Origin of the sequence: Serratia sp. AKBS12 (assembly GCF_024793895.1) — a bacterium.
GTDB lineage: Bacteria > Pseudomonadota > Gammaproteobacteria > Enterobacterales > Enterobacteriaceae > Serratia_F.
Map to the genome: position 1 here is coordinate 104,537 of NZ_JANUSB010000015.1, position 15,907 is coordinate 120,443.

16 protein-coding genes are annotated in these 15,907 nt (G+C 57.2%); 1 reads left to right on the forward strand and 15 read right to left on the reverse strand.

The annotated features are described in order from the left end of the window. Positions 1 to 50 precede the first annotated feature (50 nt). Positions 51 to 509 carry an inhibitor of vertebrate lysozyme family protein gene (locus tag NYE85_RS10390; RefSeq protein WP_259004649.1) on the forward strand — a complete coding sequence of 153 codons (459 nt, stop codon included), beginning with the start codon at positions 51 to 53 and terminating at the stop codon, positions 507 to 509. 62 nt (positions 510 to 571) lie between these two features. Here the strand turns inward: NYE85_RS10390 and gutQ are convergent, their stop codons facing one another. The 15 genes from gutQ to yegS all read right to left on the reverse strand — a co-directional run bounded on the left by gutQ (position 572) and on the right by yegS (position 15,702). Further along, on the reverse strand, positions 572 to 1,543 hold the full coding sequence (gutQ, locus tag NYE85_RS10395) for an arabinose-5-phosphate isomerase GutQ (protein ID WP_259004651.1): 972 nt from the start codon (positions 1,541 to 1,543) through the stop codon (positions 572 to 574). Then, on the reverse strand, positions 1,536 to 2,309 hold the full coding sequence (locus NYE85_RS10400) for a DNA-binding transcriptional repressor (RefSeq protein ID WP_259004653.1): 774 nt from the start codon (positions 2,307 to 2,309) through the stop codon (positions 1,536 to 1,538). Before NYE85_RS10400 ends, gutQ begins: the two co-directional genes overlap by 8 nt. Positions 2,310 to 2,390: 81 nt before the next feature. Beyond that, positions 2,391 to 2,747, reverse strand: a complete 357-nt coding sequence (gene gutM / locus NYE85_RS10405; protein WP_259004655.1) for a transcriptional regulator GutM — start codon at positions 2,745 to 2,747, stop codon at positions 2,391 to 2,393. 60 nt (positions 2,748 to 2,807) lie between these two features. Next, positions 2,808 to 3,587: a sorbitol-6-phosphate dehydrogenase gene (srlD, locus tag NYE85_RS10410; protein WP_259004656.1), complete on the reverse strand. Its 780-nt coding sequence runs from the start codon at positions 3,585 to 3,587 to the stop codon at positions 2,808 to 2,810. 10 nt (positions 3,588 to 3,597) lie between these two features. After that, positions 3,598 to 3,960 (reverse strand): PTS glucitol/sorbitol transporter subunit IIA, encoded by a 363-nt coding sequence (srlB, locus tag NYE85_RS10415; protein WP_259004657.1) that lies wholly within the window; start codon positions 3,958 to 3,960, stop codon positions 3,598 to 3,600. 37 nt (positions 3,961 to 3,997) lie between these two features. Continuing rightward, positions 3,998 to 4,987 (reverse strand): PTS glucitol/sorbitol transporter subunit IIB, encoded by a 990-nt coding sequence (locus tag NYE85_RS10420; RefSeq protein ID WP_259004658.1) that lies wholly within the window; start codon positions 4,985 to 4,987, stop codon positions 3,998 to 4,000. A 15-nt stretch (positions 4,988 to 5,002) separates the two neighbouring features. Next, positions 5,003 to 5,551 carry a PTS glucitol/sorbitol transporter subunit IIC gene (locus NYE85_RS10425; protein WP_259004659.1) on the reverse strand — a complete coding sequence of 183 codons (549 nt, stop codon included), beginning with the start codon at positions 5,549 to 5,551 and terminating at the stop codon, positions 5,003 to 5,005. A 258-nt stretch (positions 5,552 to 5,809) separates the two neighbouring features. Continuing rightward, positions 5,810 to 6,859, reverse strand: coding sequence for a class I fructose-bisphosphate aldolase (fbaB, locus tag NYE85_RS10430; RefSeq protein ID WP_259004660.1), 1,050 nt, complete (start codon positions 6,857 to 6,859; stop codon positions 5,810 to 5,812). 400 nt (positions 6,860 to 7,259) lie between these two features. Next, on the reverse strand, positions 7,260 to 7,946 hold the full coding sequence (locus tag NYE85_RS10435) for a GntR family transcriptional regulator (protein ID WP_259004661.1): 687 nt from the start codon (positions 7,944 to 7,946) through the stop codon (positions 7,260 to 7,262). A gap of 139 nt (positions 7,947 to 8,085) precedes the next feature. Then, the gene (locus NYE85_RS10440; RefSeq protein WP_259004662.1) at positions 8,086 to 9,414 is read right to left on the reverse strand and encodes an MFS transporter; all 1,329 of its coding nucleotides are present in this window, start codon (positions 9,412 to 9,414) and stop codon (positions 8,086 to 8,088) included. Positions 9,415 to 9,473: 59 nt separating this feature from the next. After that, positions 9,474 to 10,946 carry a mannitol dehydrogenase family protein gene (locus NYE85_RS10445; protein ID WP_259004663.1) on the reverse strand — a complete coding sequence of 491 codons (1,473 nt, stop codon included), beginning with the start codon at positions 10,944 to 10,946 and terminating at the stop codon, positions 9,474 to 9,476. A 56-nt stretch (positions 10,947 to 11,002) separates the two neighbouring features. Further along, the gene (locus NYE85_RS10450) at positions 11,003 to 12,289 is read right to left on the reverse strand and encodes an MFS transporter (protein WP_259004664.1); all 1,287 of its coding nucleotides are present in this window, start codon (positions 12,287 to 12,289) and stop codon (positions 11,003 to 11,005) included. A gap of 88 nt (positions 12,290 to 12,377) precedes the next feature. After that, positions 12,378 to 13,394 carry a Zn-dependent oxidoreductase gene (locus tag NYE85_RS10455; protein ID WP_259006300.1) on the reverse strand — a complete coding sequence of 339 codons (1,017 nt, stop codon included), beginning with the start codon at positions 13,392 to 13,394 and terminating at the stop codon, positions 12,378 to 12,380. 14 nt (positions 13,395 to 13,408) lie between these two features. Beyond that, on the reverse strand, positions 13,409 to 14,623 hold the full coding sequence (gene rspA, locus NYE85_RS10460; protein WP_259004665.1) for a starvation-sensing protein RspA: 1,215 nt from the start codon (positions 14,621 to 14,623) through the stop codon (positions 13,409 to 13,411). 179 nt (positions 14,624 to 14,802) lie between these two features. Continuing rightward, the gene (gene yegS, locus NYE85_RS10465; RefSeq protein WP_259004666.1) at positions 14,803 to 15,702 is read right to left on the reverse strand and encodes a lipid kinase YegS; all 900 of its coding nucleotides are present in this window, start codon (positions 15,700 to 15,702) and stop codon (positions 14,803 to 14,805) included. Positions 15,703 to 15,907 lie beyond the last annotated feature (205 nt).

Genomic DNA, 15,907 nt, shown 5'->3' on the forward strand with positions numbered 1-15,907 from the left:
GGTCTGACGTGATGCAGACTACGCTTTGGATTTAACCAGGGAGAATGACCATGACAGGAAAATATCAGCTTCGCTGCGCGCTGTTTGCAGCGTTGATCGGCATCAGCGCCGGCAGCGTTGCCCAGCAGATAGTCACCACGTCGGATCTGATCCAGCAGCCGGGTTACCAGGCCAGCTGGCAGAAAATAGTAAAGGGGCAGGCCGGGCTGCCGGACTGGGCGCGCAAGGGCGTCGGGACCTCAACGCCGGCGGAAACTCTCCGTTGGCAAGGCCAGACCTATGAGCTCGGCACTCTGTGTAAACCGCATGACTGCGCCAACAACTTTTTGATTGTGGCATTCAAGGCGGATAAATCGCAGGCATGGGGCGTGCGGGTGTCAGTGGCGGATACGCCAGACGCGGTGGACCATCCAAAGCAATACGCCAAATATCAATGGCTGGGCAAACCGGACAGCGGTATGCAGGCACTGCTGCGTAAACAGTTCGAAAGCAACCCTGACTGGAAGTAAAGCACAAACTATCATGGTGGGGCGCGGCGTGCGCCCCCAGGGTAGTCGCGACCATCGGCAGATTAGCCGATGCCGGCCTGATGCAGATCGTGCAGGTTGATCGCCCCGACCAATATGCCATCAATATCCACCACCGGCGCGGCGCTGATATGCTGCTCATGCAGCGCTTCCAACGCTTCGCCTGCGCGCCACTGTTCCGGCAAACGGTAGCCGGGGCGGGTGATCGCCGGGCTTAATGCATCGTTCAGGCTATTGCCTTTCACCAACCAGCGGCGCAGGTCGCCGTCGGTAAATACCCCCACCACTTTTTGCTGTGCATCACACACCGCGACCAGTCCTAAACCGGTGCGACTCAGTTCCAGCATTGCCTCCATCACGTTAGCGCTCTCTTTCACGCTTGGCAGACGCTCGCCGGTACGCATCAGATGATGAACCCGATTCAGTAAGCGTGCGCCGAGGCTGCCGCCCGGGTGCGAGCGGGCAAAATCTTCGGCGTTGAAACCACGCTGGCGCATCAACGCCATCGCCAGCGCATCGCCGATCATCAGGGTATTGACCGCACTGGAGGTCGGCGCCAGCCCCATCGGGCAGGCTTCACGTTCAATGCTGATATCCAGCATGCAGGCGGCGGCCGTCGCCAATGGCGACTCCTTGCCACCGGTAATGGCTATCAGCGGAATGTGGTTTTCCGCCAGCAGCGGCAGGATCAGATCCAGCTCTTTGGCGCGGCCAGAATAGGAAATGAAGATCACCACATCGTCTTTGCCGATCATGCCGAGATCGCCATGCAGCGCTTCTGCCGGATGCACAAAAAACGCCGGCGTTCCGGTACTGGCCAGCGTCGCGGCAATTTTCTTGCCGATGTGGCCGGATTTGCCGATGCCGGAGACCACCGCCTTGCCCCGGCAATTGAGCAGCAGCTCGCAGGCGCAGACCATATTGTCGTCCAGCCGTGCCAGCAGGCGTGTGGCTTCAGCCAGTTCGATTTCCAACGTTTCACGGGCAAAGTTAAGCAGGGCCGTGGCGTTACTCATCGGTGTCTCCTACCAGAATGATATTGATGCCTTTATCTTGCAGCGCGGCGAGATAATGTGGATTGATGTCTTTATCGGTGATCAGCGTATCGACGGCAGCCAGTTCGCACACCACGTTGGGACTTTTACGGCCGAATTTGCTGGAGTCAACCAGTAAAACGATGCGCCCGGCGGCTTCGCACATGGCCTTGCTGACGTTGTGCACCTCGTTAAAGGTGGTGACGCCGGCGTTGAGATCGACGCCGTCCGCACCGATAAACAGGGTATCGAAGCTGAACTGCTGGAAGGCCGACTCTGCCAGGCTACCGTGAAACGAGGCGGATTTTTTGCGGTAGGTGCCGCCGGGCATCAGAATGGTTTGATCGTTATCCAGTTCAACCAGCGCGTTAACGATATGCAGGCTATTGGTCATCACCGTGATGTTATTGAACTGCGCCAGGTGTGGCACCATCTGTAATACGGTGCTGCCGGCGTCGAAAATCAGCGAATCGCCGTCGTTGATCAGCGCGACGGCGGCATAGGCGATCTGGCGTTTTTTCTCGGTGTTGATATGGGTTTTGCGATCGATCGGCTGGTCACCGTCATCGCGACTCAACACCACGCCGCCGTAAGTGCGGATCACTTCGCCTTCTTCTTCCAGCAGGGTCAGATCCTTGCGGATGGTGGTGCCGGTGGTTGAAAAGTGTTCCGCCAGGGCATCCACTGCCGTTTTGCCATGCCGTTGCAGATATTCAAGAATAGCGGCTTGCCGCTGTTTTGGTTTCATAGCGATTCCCGTCACAAGCGATGAGCATCCTTTCCAATGAATAATTCAATATGAAAGGTAATGCCTTTTAATCTGAAAATATCATGATTTCGCCTTAATCGCTAACGATAGTGCAGTTTGGCATGCCCGATCCTCGGGGAAGATCACATCCGGCAGCAAATCGCGCCGATGCAAACCATGCAGGTGAACCAGAGGTTTTGGCTGGGCGAAAACGGTCAGCCCACGCATCATCATGCTGCCGCATACCCGTTGCCGGGCGTCGAACGCCAGCGCCAGCACCACGCGCGGCTTGAAGCGTCCGCCGGAGCGACCAACGCCGACCGCCCCCAGTTGGCACAATCGGTCAAAGGCATGATTGAAGCGCTGGATCTGCCACCAGCCGAGGGCTATCTGCCCCAGCCAGGCGATGGCGGCCAGGATAATCAGAGAAGCGGTCATTATGTTATCTCGCAGGTTAATGCGGCACGGCGCAGCAGAGGAGCGCGCCGTGCCGGCGGGTTAGAACATCACCTGACCACCGGTGATGTTGATTGATTGACCGGTACAGTACGAGGCCTTGTCGCTGGCATAAAACAGCAGGGTGTTCAGGACGTCCTGATATTCGCAGCCGCGCTTGAGCGGCACTTTATCGATATAGTACTGTTCCACTTCGTCGGCCCTGATGCCCAGCTTTTCGGCATATTGCGGCAGCAGCGACTGGAACATCGGCGACTTCAGCAGATTGCCCAGCATCAGCGAATGGACGGTAATGCCGTACTCTGCCAGATCGAGCGCCAGCGACTGCGTCAACCCTACGCCGCCGAACTTGGCGGCGCTGTAACCGGAATTATGCTTGCTGCCAACCTTGCCGGATTTGGAGTTGATTTGGATGATGCGGCCGGCTACGCCGTCACGGATCATCAAACGCGAAAACTCTCTGGCGCAGAGGAAATAGCCCACCAGATTGACCTGCAACGATTGGTCAAAATCCCCCAGCAGAAAGTCGGTGATCGGCGCCGCCTTGGCGATACCGGCGCTGTATACCAGCAGATTGATGCTGCCAAATGCCGTATCCACCGCGTTGGCCAAGGCGATCACGCTGTCCTCTCGGGTGGCGTCGACCTGCAGGCCGATCGCGCGCCCGGCGCCGTGCAGGCGGTTGATCTCCTGCGCCACCCGCTGCGCATTGTCGAGGTTCAGGTCGGCTACCGCGACGCGATAGCCTTCTGTCGCCAGCCCCTGGCTTAAAAATGCCCCCAACGTTTGGCCTCCGCCAATCACTACGGCTACTTCAGACATGGTCTACTCCTTATGCGATAAATTTCAGCGTACTGCCCAACGGGATATCTTCCGGCACCGGGCCGGAAACGTGAATTGAACCGGGAAACTCTGCCAGCGCCTCGCCGTCGAAGCGCACGGTGACGTGGCCTAACTCACGCAGATTTTGCGTAGCGACGCTGCCGACCGCGGTGATTGGATAGCGTCGTTCAGCCAATTCCATCATGCCGCCTGCCCGCAGCTCGCCGGCGGTATCGCCGTGCCGATGGATAAAGCAAAATGCTTCGATGTCGGCCGGCGCCCCTTCGCGAAAGGTGATCAGCATGTCATCCTGCAATGCATCACGTGCGCAGTCGCCGATACGGGTAATGGTGGTTTGAAAAATAATCTGCATTACTAGCCCCTGGAATCTTCATGCCCTACGGCATGGGTTACTGATAAATAAAGGCGGAAGCCGCCCAGGCGATTAACACCGTCGGCGCTCCGGTCAGGAAGCGGCCGACCAGCACCGATGGCACGCCGACGCGTACCGTGTCCTGTTTGGCTTCCGCCAGCGACAGCCCGACCGGAATAAAATCGCACGCGGCCTGAGCGTTAATGGCAAACAGCGCCGGTAGTGCCAGCTGCGGGGGAATATGGCCCAGACCTATCTGTACGCCGACCAGTACGCCGATCACCTGAGCGATCACCGCGCCAGGGCCAAGAAACGGTGACAGCAGTGGGAACGAGCAGATCAACGCCAGCGTTACCAGGCCGAACGGGCTGTTGGCTAACGGTGTCAGGCCGTGCGCAATGAAGTCACCGAGCCCGGAGGCCATGATGATGCCGATCAGCGCCGACACGAACGCCATAAACGGCAGAATGGTTTTTAATACCGTGTCTATGGTGTCGCGCCCGGCCTGAAAGAACACTGCCACCACCGACCCCATGCCCATACCGACCTTTGCCAGCAGGCCGTCGCTTTGTTCGGTAATTTTCTTGCTGGTGTCGTAATCGCGGGGTTGCGTTGCCGCAGAGGGCGGAGGCGCTGACGGCTGCGCAAGCGCAGCGGTGTCATCGAGCAGCGTGATATTGTTTTCGCGCACCCCGGAAACATAAATATCCTCGAGGATAAACTGCGCCAGCGGGCCGGATTGACCGGTGGCATGAATATTCACCGTCGGAATTCGTCGTTTTGGGTATAAGCCGCAGCGCAACGTACCGCCGCAGTCAATCACCGCCACGGCGATCTCGTCTGCTGGCGGTTCGCCGTCCTTGAAACCGTCTACCGCCTGCCAGCCGGTCAGTTGGCTGATGCGATCGACGATCGCCGGCCGGGTACCGGCGGTGATGTAAACGATTTTCTTGCCGGCGACTACCGGCAGTTTCAGTGGGCCGCCCCAGCCGCTGGCGCCTTTTTCAATACAAAGATAAGCACTCATGGTGAACTCCACGGATTAAAGTTGGACCTGACGATCCAGACGGATCCCCATTTTTCGTTCGAACAGGCTGGTAGTCAGATCGGTTAGCCAGCCGCGGAAGAAGTTGGTAAACAAACCCACCAGGAAGTAGCTCACTGCCAATGGTCCCAATGGCAGCCCCAGCGTGGTCAGGCCGCTGGCGATGCCGAGATAGACGAACAGTTCGCCTGGATTGATATGCGGGAACAGACCATTCATCGAATGGCAACTGTAGGACGCGGCGGCGTAATAGCTTGGCTTGTATTTTTCTGGCATAAAACGGCCGAGGCTCAGCGTCATCGGATTGCAGAAGACGAAGGTGCCAATCAGCGGCAGTAGCAGATAGCGTGCCAGCGGGTTACCGGCGCAGCGTTGTGCCAGCCGTTCTATGCGTTGTTGACCAACAAACTTAATCAGCGCATTCATGATAACCAGCAGGCTGATAAGTAAAGGCAAAATCCCGGTGACCATGCCGACGAACACTTCGCCGCCTTTCTGAAACAGGCCGATAAACCATTCGGCTCCATGGGTAATCAACGTAATCATTATTTTTCTCCTGTTTGGGAAGTTATGGCCTGGAGCTGTCGGCAGCTCGTTTGCCATTGCCTTACGTTAATCACTTTAATCGTCTTTTTGTTTTAAATGGATCACAATTTGAAAGATAAATATTTTATTTTAAAAGTTATGTCGAAAGAAAAGAAGTTAATGAGCGGAAGTTGCGGGCGTAACCGGGGTGGGGCCGCTAAGCGGGTACAAAAAAGCCCGGCCGAAGCCGGGCTGAAACTGCGTTGCAAGCATGGCGCGTTAGGCGATGGTGACTTTCTGATCGAGGTAAGTGTCCTGTACGGCATTGATTAATGCCACGCCGTCTTTCATGGATTTTTTGAATGCCTTACGACCAAGTATCAGTCCCATACCGCCGGCGCGTTTGTTGATTACTGCCGTGCGCACCGATTCTTGCAGGTCGTTCTCGCCGGCGGCGCCGCCGGAGTTGATCAGGCCTGCGCGTCCCATATAGCAGTTTGCCAACTGGTATCGCACCAGATCGATGGGATGGTCGGTGGTCAGACGGTCATAAACGCCGTCATCGGTGTAGCCGAATTTCACCGCCCGATAACCGCCGTTGTTTTCTGCCATTTTCTGCTTGACGATATCTGCGCCAATGGTGGCGGCAATGTGGTTGGCCTGGCCGGTCAGATCGGCGCTGGAGTGGTAATCCACGCCATCCTTTTTAAATGAGGCGTTGCGCAGATAAGCCCACAGCACGGTGACCATGCCCAGTTCATGCGCCCGTTCAAAGGCAATGGAAATCTCTTCGATCTGGCGGCGGGATTGCTCGGAGCCGAAATAAATCGTGGCGCCAACCGCCACCGCACCCATGTTAAAGGCCTGCTCTACGCTGGCGTACAGCGTTTGGTCGTACTGCGTTGGATAGCTCAGGGTTTCGTTGTGATTGAGTTTGACCAGGAACGGTATCTTGTGGGCATAGCGGCGCGAAACCGCTGCCAGCACGCCATAGGTGGAAGCGACGCAGTTGCAGCCGGCCTCGATTGCCAGCTCAACGATATTCTTTGGATCAAAATAGAGTGGGTTGGCAGCAAACGATGCGCCGGCCGAGTGTTCAATCCCCTGATCGACCGGCAGTATCGACAGGTAGCCGGTACCGGCCAGACGTCCATGGTTGAACAGCGTTTGCATGGAACGTAATACGCTATTGGGGCGATTGTTATCGATCATCACCCGATCGACAAAATCGGCTCCGGGCAGATAGAGATTGTCAGCAGGGATGGTGGTACAGCGGTGTTGCAACAGGTCTTCCGCTTCCTTACCTAACAACTGTGCAATATCAGTCATGATTAACTCCCGTTAAAGCTTCCTCATACGCCGGTAAAGCGAGGTTCCGAGCACCGGCAGGGTGAAGAAGCGGTGATTGAAGCTGTCATACCCGGACGCATTGAGGTTGCATCGAGACGGCAAGCCGGACGCTTGGCGCCAGCCGGGTAACGGAAGTGAGCAACACAGCAGCCGCACATGGGCGCGGTTTACTGTGGCTCCTCGGAGTGAGGCTCACCAATGTGCTGAGTCACCAGGCAACGACGATGCAGCTCCAACAATGACGGGTATTGAACGATATTAATGAAATCCCATGGGCAAGGAGAAACAATAGATGCGATTGAGAAGAAATGCCATTTACGCGGTCAAAATTCGCCTGATAGGGTGTTTATCTGTGATAACGTCGTTTTTCTTCAACGGGTTATTCAGCTTCGAACCAGTCGGTGTTTTGCAGGGCGATCGGTGTAATCGAGTAGATCATTTCTTGTAGATGATCGTGAATCGCTCGCTCGGCGGCGTCCGGGTCATGGGCTTTTAGCGCGTCAAAAATACGATAATGTTGCTGGATCAGGCTTTCCGGCGGCGAGACTTCGCTCAGGCTGAGAAAACGCACCCGATCCATGGTGGCCTTGATGGTTTCGATGGTTTCCCAGGCCAGCGGGCAGTTGGCGAGCTGCGTGAGCAACTGGTGAAATTCGTCGTCCAGCGTCAGAAACTCCCGGATCTGATGGTTCTGCGCCGCCAGCTCCTGACGATGCAGGTTATGCTCCAGCAGCACGAGCTGTTGTGGCGTGACGCTGACCGCCACACGACGCACGATCGCACACTCCACCGCCTGGCGAATAAAGCGGCCATCGGCTACGCGCTTGGCGGAGATTTTCATCACAAAGGTGCCGCGTTGCGGCAATATCTGAACCAAACCGGCCTCGGCCAGCTTAATGAAGGCTTCACGTACCGGCTGGCGCGAAACGCTAAAGCGGGTTGAAATCTCTTTTTCCGAAAGCAGCGTTCCGGGCGGTATGGTGCAATCAACGATATCCTTGCGCAGATAGCGATAGATCTGTTGATTTACCGGCACGTTATTTGTCAGGCTGTAGGTATCAGACATCGCAACAATCAATAACCAAGGCTCGGTGTGGGTGGCACCATACTAGCAGATTCTCGAATATATTCATGCGGATTAATCGGCTCGATTAATCTTTAAAAGCGGATCGCAGCGTCCCCGCCGCGATCCGCTTTCCCTGCGCTTACTGCCAGTCTTGATATTCCTGTTCACGCCGCGACGGCGCCGTTTCCGGCAATAGACTCAAACCGATGGCCGAAACCACCCCAAGCACAATCATGTAAATCGCCAGGCCGTAGTAGTGCCCGCCGGTGGCCTGCAAGATTTTCACCGCGATCAGGCCAAGGATCCCGCTGCCGATCAATGAGCCAGTCTGCCAGATTAAGGCGATGCCACTACAGCGAATGCGGGTTGGGAACAGCTCCGGGAAATAGCTGGCCTGCGGGGCATAGCACATGCTGTGGCCGAAGGTTAAGGCCAGGATCATGGCAATCTGGGTAACGATGTAATTGTCCAGACCAATTGCCAGGAAGAAGGGGACGATACCGATTGCCAATAGCAGGGCGCCGGTGATGTAGACCGGTTTTCTCCCCAGGCGATCAGACAGATGACCCATGAACGGGATGGCAATAATTTCCAGCATGACCGCCACGATCATCGTTTCCAACAAAATGCTTTCGCTAAGCTGGTTGGCTTTGCCATAGGCCAGCACGATGACGGTAAACATGGCGAACGCGCAGGCTTCGATCAGCTTGGCGCATACGCCCTTGACGATCAGGCCAGGGTAAAGGCGGATGACCTCGACCACCGGCCGGGACTCCACGGCCTTGGTCTGCCTGATTTGGTCAAATACCGGTGATTCGTCGATCTTCAGCCGAATAAACAGGCCGACGATAACCAACAGCAGGCTGAGGAGAAACGGAATGCGCCATCCCCACTCCAGCATTTGTTCCGATGACAGGGTAGCGGTCAGCAACGCAAATAAACCGGAGGGGAGCAGGAAGCCGGCCGGGGCACCGATTTGCACCCAACTGGCATAGAAACCACGGCGTGGCGGCGGCGAATATTCAGCGGTCATCAATACGGCTCCCGCCTGTTCGCCACCCACGCCAAAGCCCTGCAAGATGCGGATGAATATCAGCGTAATCGGTGCCCAGATGCCGATGGTTTCGTAGGTTGGCAGCAAACCGATGCAAAACGTCCCGAGGCCGACAATCAGGATGGTGATCACCAGCGCCTTTTTGCGGCCAACCTTGTCACCGATATGGCCAAAGACGATGCCTCCCAGCGGCCGGGCCAAAAAGCCGACGGCATAGGTGGCAAATGCGGCGAGCGTGCTGATTAACGGGTCGGCATTGGGGAAAAACAGTTGGCCAAAGAATAATACTGCCGCGGTGCCGTAGGCAAAAAAGTCGTAATATTCTGCTGCGGTGCCGATGGCAGACGCGCTGGCCACTCTTTTTAGCGCGGCGGTATCGCCTTTGGCAACGGTGCCGGTGGAAACGTGGGTCATAGTCACCTCCTGACTACCTGTGATATCGCGTCTGGTTCAGACTGATAGCGGTAGCGGGTTTAGTTGTTTAATAAACGGCTCACGGTCTCTTTGGCGCCATGCGCCAACAGTGCCAGATAGGCGTGGGTAACCGCCTCGACAAAGGTGGCGTTAGCTGGCAGATCCTGGCCAAATACCGTTTCGATTTGCAGTAATGACAGCACGCGCTCGTTACCTTCGGCGCTGGTGGCGACCCGGCTGGCAAGTTCATCGCTCAGCGGATCGCTGATCTCGATGGGTTGCCCTTGTTCATCCTTGCCGCCGACGTAGCGCATCCAGGCGGCAACGCCCAGCGCCAGGCAGTCAAAACGGCTGCCGTGTGCCAGATGCCAGCGGATGGAATCCAACATGCGTTGCGGCAGTTTTTGCGTTCCGTCCATGGCGATTTGCCAGGTGCGATGTTTTAGCGTGCCGTTGCCGTAACGCAGCAATAGCGAGTCGGCGTACAGTGCAAGATCCACACCCCGTACTTGCAGCGTAGGTGCCTGTTCTGTCAGCATCAGACGGCGCGCGGCAACAACGAAATGCGGATCTTGCATACAGTCGCCGATGTGCGCATAGCCGGCCAGATAACCCAGATACGCAAGGAAGGAGTGGCTGCCGTTGAGCATCCGCAGTTTCATTTCCTCGTACGGCACCACGTCGTCAACCAGCTCGGCGCCGGCCTTTTCCCACGCCGGGCGGCCCTGAGGGAAACGGTCTTCAATTACCCATTGGTGAAACGGTTCGCAGGTGACCCCGAGCGGATCGCTGACGCCGCCAAGCAGGGTCTGGATCTGCCGTAATGCGTCCGGCGTTACCGCCGGCACGATGCGATCGACCATGGTTGACGGGAACGCCACCTGCTGCTCGACCCACGCGGCCAGTTCGGCGTCCTGCAAGCGCGCCAACTGCGTCACCACATTGCGGACCACGCGGCCGTTCTCCGGCATGTTGTCGCACGACATCACGGTGAACGGCGCCAGTCCATGGCTGCGGCGCAGGCGCAGGGCGGCCAGCAGCAGGCCAGGGACCGAGCGCGGTTCCAGCGGATGCGCAATGTCGTGTGTAATGTCAGGATGATCGATCATCAGGGATCCGCTGGCGGGGTGGTGGCTGTAGCCCTTTTCGGTAACGGTCATCGAGACGATGGCGACGTCCGGCTGAGCCATGGCAGTCAGCACCGCGGGTAACCCGTCTGATTTAAGATAAAGCGCCTGCCGCACGATGCCGACCACCCGGCCGTGCCAGCCGGTGTCGTCCATTTCTGCCACCGAATACAGCAGGTCCTGCCGTTTAAGATCGGCGATCTTCTGTTCGCCGCTGCGCAGGTTGATCTCGCAATATCCCCAATCGCTGCCATGTTCGTTGGCTAGCCTATCGGCGTAGACTGCCTGATGGGCGCGGTGAAAAGCGCCAAAACCGAGATGAACGATACGGGTTTTCAATTGTTCGCGCGCATAGCCGGGGACGGTAATCGTCGCCGGTAGCAGGCTGTTGCTGGAGAGTGCCATCATCATAGTCCTTTAAAGTGACCGGCGTTACGGGGCGGCAAATGCCGCCCCATGCATCAGTGTTGCGTTGCCGCGTTAGCCGCGTTACGTGGTGTTTTGATCACGAACAGTACCAGCAGGGCACCCAGCGCCGCGATGCCGCCGGCCAGCATGAAGGCGCTGTCGAACTTGCCGGTGTGCTGCACGATATAGCCGGTCACGATAGGGCCAACGATGCCGGAAATACTGCCGATCAGGTGGATAAACCCGCTGGTACCGCCGACGCGGGACTTGTGCACCACGTCTTGGATAATGGCCCAGTAGATCGCGCCGGTGATATACAGGAAGAAAATGGAAACCGACATCAACATTACTGCCGGCACCACGCTGGTCACCGTACCGGCCAGCGCTACGCAGATGGCCGCAGCCAGCAGGCTGAACACCAGCACGATTTTGCGCGACAGCAGCAATTTGCCGGTAATGTTGAAGATTTTGTCGGAGATATAGCCGCCAAGCGCCAGGCCGATGAAGCCGACGATCCACGGGATCATGGTGGTCAGGCTCATTTCCTTGATGTTCAGGTTATGCGCCTGCACCAGGTAAGACGGAAACCAACTCAGGAAGAAGAACAGAATGTAGTTGTAGCAGAAGAAGGCAAAGGCGGTGACCAGAATGATGGGTTGCTTCAGGTAATAGCCCAGCCCGTGTGCCGCATTGCTCAGCTCTTCTTCGGCGCTGTGGGTTTCGGCTTTCAACGCGTTGACCAATGCGTGTTCTTCAGCGGTGACGCGCTTGCTTTTCGCTGGGTTATCAGCAACCAGGAAGAACCACACCAGCATCCAGATGATGCCGATGGAACAGATGATCATGAACGCCGGGCGCCAGCCGAAGGCCAGTGCCAGATAACCGACGATCGGACCGGCTACCGCTCCGCCCAGGGGGGAGCCGGCGCTGAGCAGGCCCATGGCGGTGGCTGCCTGCTTCTTCGGGAACCAGCCGTTGATCATCTTGTTGGCGGAGGAGCAGATCGGGCCTTCGGCCATGCCGAACAGCACGCGCAGGATCAGCATGGAATAGAAACCGGTAGCGATGGCGGTCATACCGCAGAAAATCGACCATAGGCCCACCGCAATGCCCAGCACCAGCGTTGGACCAAACTTGTCGACCGCCAACCCGCCGATAAAGTTGAAAATCGCGTAGCCGAAGAAGAAACTGCCGAAAATAATGCCGAACTGTTCGGCGTTCAGCATCAGATCCTGCTCGATCATCGGCACGGTAATCGACAGCGCCACGCGGTCGAGGTAGTTAATCATGTAAACCATGAACAGCAGGAATACGATGGTCCAACGTACGTTCTTAATCATAGAAAGCACTCCACTTGGTGTCGTTTTAATCGTGATGCTTCATTGTCAAACAGAACTGCTTCCCCCGGTTGTTACGCCGGGGCATTGCTCAGTCGAAGTGCAACAGGACCTTGCAGCAGGTGCGGCGATCTTCCTCGAACAGTCGTAATGCGTCGGCGACCTCCAGCGCATCAACGCAGTGGGTAATCAAGCGCTGTGGATCGATCAGCCCGTTGGCCATCCAGTCGATCACCTGCGGGAACCGAGCGCTGTTCAGACGCGATGAGAACAGAGACAGTTCCTTGCTGGTAATGCTTTGCTGGGTAATGGTGCAGGGATCGGCGGAGAAGCCCATAATGCCGATCCGTGCGGCCGGTGATGCCAGCGCGATGGCCTCCGACAGAATGGCCGGGTGACAGGCGGCGTCGACGATCAGCGTCGGGCGAATGCCGCGCTGCTCCAGTTCGTCCGCCAACGACGCCTGGGCATTGTCAAACACCCAATCCGCGCCGTTTTCCAACGCCATCGCCAGCCGTTCGGTGACCCGATCGACGACGATCACCTGCCGTACGCGATAGACGCCCTTCAGGGTCTGGATCACCGTCAGCCCCATCGGCCCGGCACCGTAGATCAGCGCCACGTCCTGTTCGGTGGGTTGCAGATGGGCAGTGATATTGGCGGCGATGGTGAACGGTTCGATCATCGCGGCATGCCGATCGCTGATGGTGTCCGGTATGCGGTAGGCATTGCGCGCCGGCACACAGGCGTAATCGCTGAAGCCACCGTCGCGATGAACGCCGATCACCTGGAGGCTGGCGCACACGTTCGGCCGGCCTACCGAGCACGGATAGCACTGGCCGCAGCTGACCACCGGATCGACCGAGACGCGCTCACCGAGCTGCCTGTCGTCGACGTCGCTGCCAATGGCGTCTATCACGCCGAAGAACTCATGGCCAATCACCCGTGGATATTTGGCGAACGGATTGTGGCCGTGGAAAATGTGCACGTCGGAGCCACAAATGCCGGCGAACTTCACCTTTACCCGCACTTCATCGGCGGCAGGCTGCGGCAGTTCGCGCTGCTGAATTACCAGCTTGCCCGGTTGTTCAATCACTACGCTTTTCATTTTCAGCTCTCCCATTACCAGTTCCACAGCGTGCCGTCTTCGAGCCGCGCAACCGGCAGATAGGCGGGGTCATACGGGTATTTGGCCGCCAGTTTTTCATCGAACTCGATACCGATGCCCGGTTTTTCGCCCGGATGCATATAGCCGTTGTCGAAGGTCCAGCTGTGCGGGAACACCTCCAGCATTTGTTCGGAATAGCCCATGTATTCCTGTACGCCAAAGTTCGGTACCCATAAATCAAAGTGCAGCGCGGCGGCCATGCACACCGGCGACAGGTCGGACGGGCCGTGGGAACCGGTGCGCACCTGATACAGTGAGGCAAAGTCGGCAATGCGGCGCATGCCGGTGATACCGCCGGCGTGGGTCAGCGTGGTGCGGATATAGTCAATCAGCTGCTCTTCGATCAGCTGCTTGCAGTCCCAAATGCTGTTAAACACCTCACCGACGGCGATCGGTGTCACGGTGTGCTGGCGAATTAAACGGAAGCATTCCTGGTTTTCTGCCGGGGTGGGATCCTCCATCCAGAACAGGCGATATTGCTCGATGCTCTTGCCGAAGCGTGCCGCCTCGATCGGGGTCAGCCGGTGGTGCATGTCGTGCAGCAGATGTTCGTCAAAACCGAATTTATCGCGCACCGCTTCGAACAGTTTTGGCGTGAAGTCGAGGTATTTTTCCGTCGACCACAGCTGCTCTTCCGGCCAGTTGCCCTTGGTGGCGGGTTCATAGGCCTGGCCTTTGCCTTTGGCCATGCCGTAGGTGGTCTTCATGCCCGGCACGCCGCACTGTACGCGAATAGCCTTGTAGCCCATTTCCTTATGGCGGGCGTAATCGTCCAGCACTTCGTCAACCGAATGGCCGGTGGTGTGGCAATACACCATGACGCCGCTACGCGAGGCGCCGCCCAACAGTTGGTACAGCGGCATGTTGGCGGCCTTGGCCTTGATATCCCACAGCGCCATATCGACGGCGGAAATTGCCGACATGGTCACCGGCCCGCGGCGCCAGTAGGCACCCTTGTAAAAGAACTGCCAGATATCTTCGATTCGTTGCGCATCGCGGCCAATCAGCTGCGGGCAGAGATGGTCTCGCAGGTAGGAGGCAACCGACAGCTCGCGGCCGTTGAGCGTTGCGTCACCCAGCCCGGTAATGCCGTCGTCGGTGGTAATTTTCAGCGTGACAAAATTTCGGCCCGGGCAGGTAACGAAGACCTCGGCGTTAACGATTTTCATGATATCCACTCCTGTACTTGCTAGCGTTGTAATGGGCGAAAAATACGCTACGTGCCAACTACCATACAAGTATGATTTGTGGGATTTGCAGGAGGGGATCACACTTCGGCGCGTTAACGTCGCACGGGTTACAGTAAAAATAGGCGGGGGAAGCGAGCGCCAGACGGCGCTCGTCAAGGTTAGCCGAGCAGTTGGCAGTTAGGCGGCAGGCGGCATTGAATGGCGTGCGGCAGCACTTCGATGCGGAAGTGGGTGCCTTTCAGCGGTTCACCGTCAAGGTTGAAGGTCATGGTATGCGGCGCGTCAATTTCCACCCAAGGCAGCGATGCGCCAATGACGTTTTTGTTTTCTTCGCCGTTGAACAGGCTGGCGACCAGCGCCGGCAGCAGCTCATCGGCAATCAGCAGGCGTAGCTGTAGCAGACCGTCGTTGATCAACGCATCCGGGCATAGCTGCTGCCCGCCGCCCGCCTGCTTGCCGTTGCCGATGCCAATCACCATAGCGTCGCCGGCCCAGTTGAAGTCCGGGCCGCGAATTTCGCAGCGGTCGGCTTTCAAGGTGTCCATGCGCAGCAGACCATGAATGAAATAGGAAACGCCGCCCAACGCTGCTTTCAGTTTTTCTGGTGTTTCGGTGGTGATACGTGCGCCGAAGCCACCGGTAGCCATATTGATAAAGTAGCGATCTTCGTTCACCTTGGCCAGATCGATCGGCACGGCGCGGCCCTTGATCGCCAGATTCAGCGCCTGTTCGGGCACTAACGGGATATTGCACGCCATGGCGAAGTCGTTGGCGGTGCCCAGCGGCAGGATGCCCAGGATCGGGCGTTGCTGCTCGGGAAGGGTGACAAGTGCGGCGGCGACTTCGTTAATGGTGCCGTCGCCACCACCGGCAATAATGTTGCTGACGCCGAGTTTTACCCCTTCTGCGACGTAGCGCGCGGCGTCCCCGTATTCCCAGGTAGCGCGTACGTGCAGGATTTCACCCGCTTCTCTCAACGTGTGAACGGCAGCGCGCACCAGTTCATCGCCGGCACCTTTACCGTTGATGATAAGCAGCGTTGGCGCGTGTTGACTCATTTGCGAACTCCAGACCCGATCATGTTGGGATAAACGATAAACCACAAGCCGGCGCTAAACCATCAGAATATTCAGTTAACAGCGCAGGTGAACGGGATTTAAACACGGTGTTATTTTACTCAAGAGGAAATAATATATCGACTTAACCCGATGGGATATTAATATTATAAATAACGTGAATGTTTAAAATAATTTTCTTGGCTGG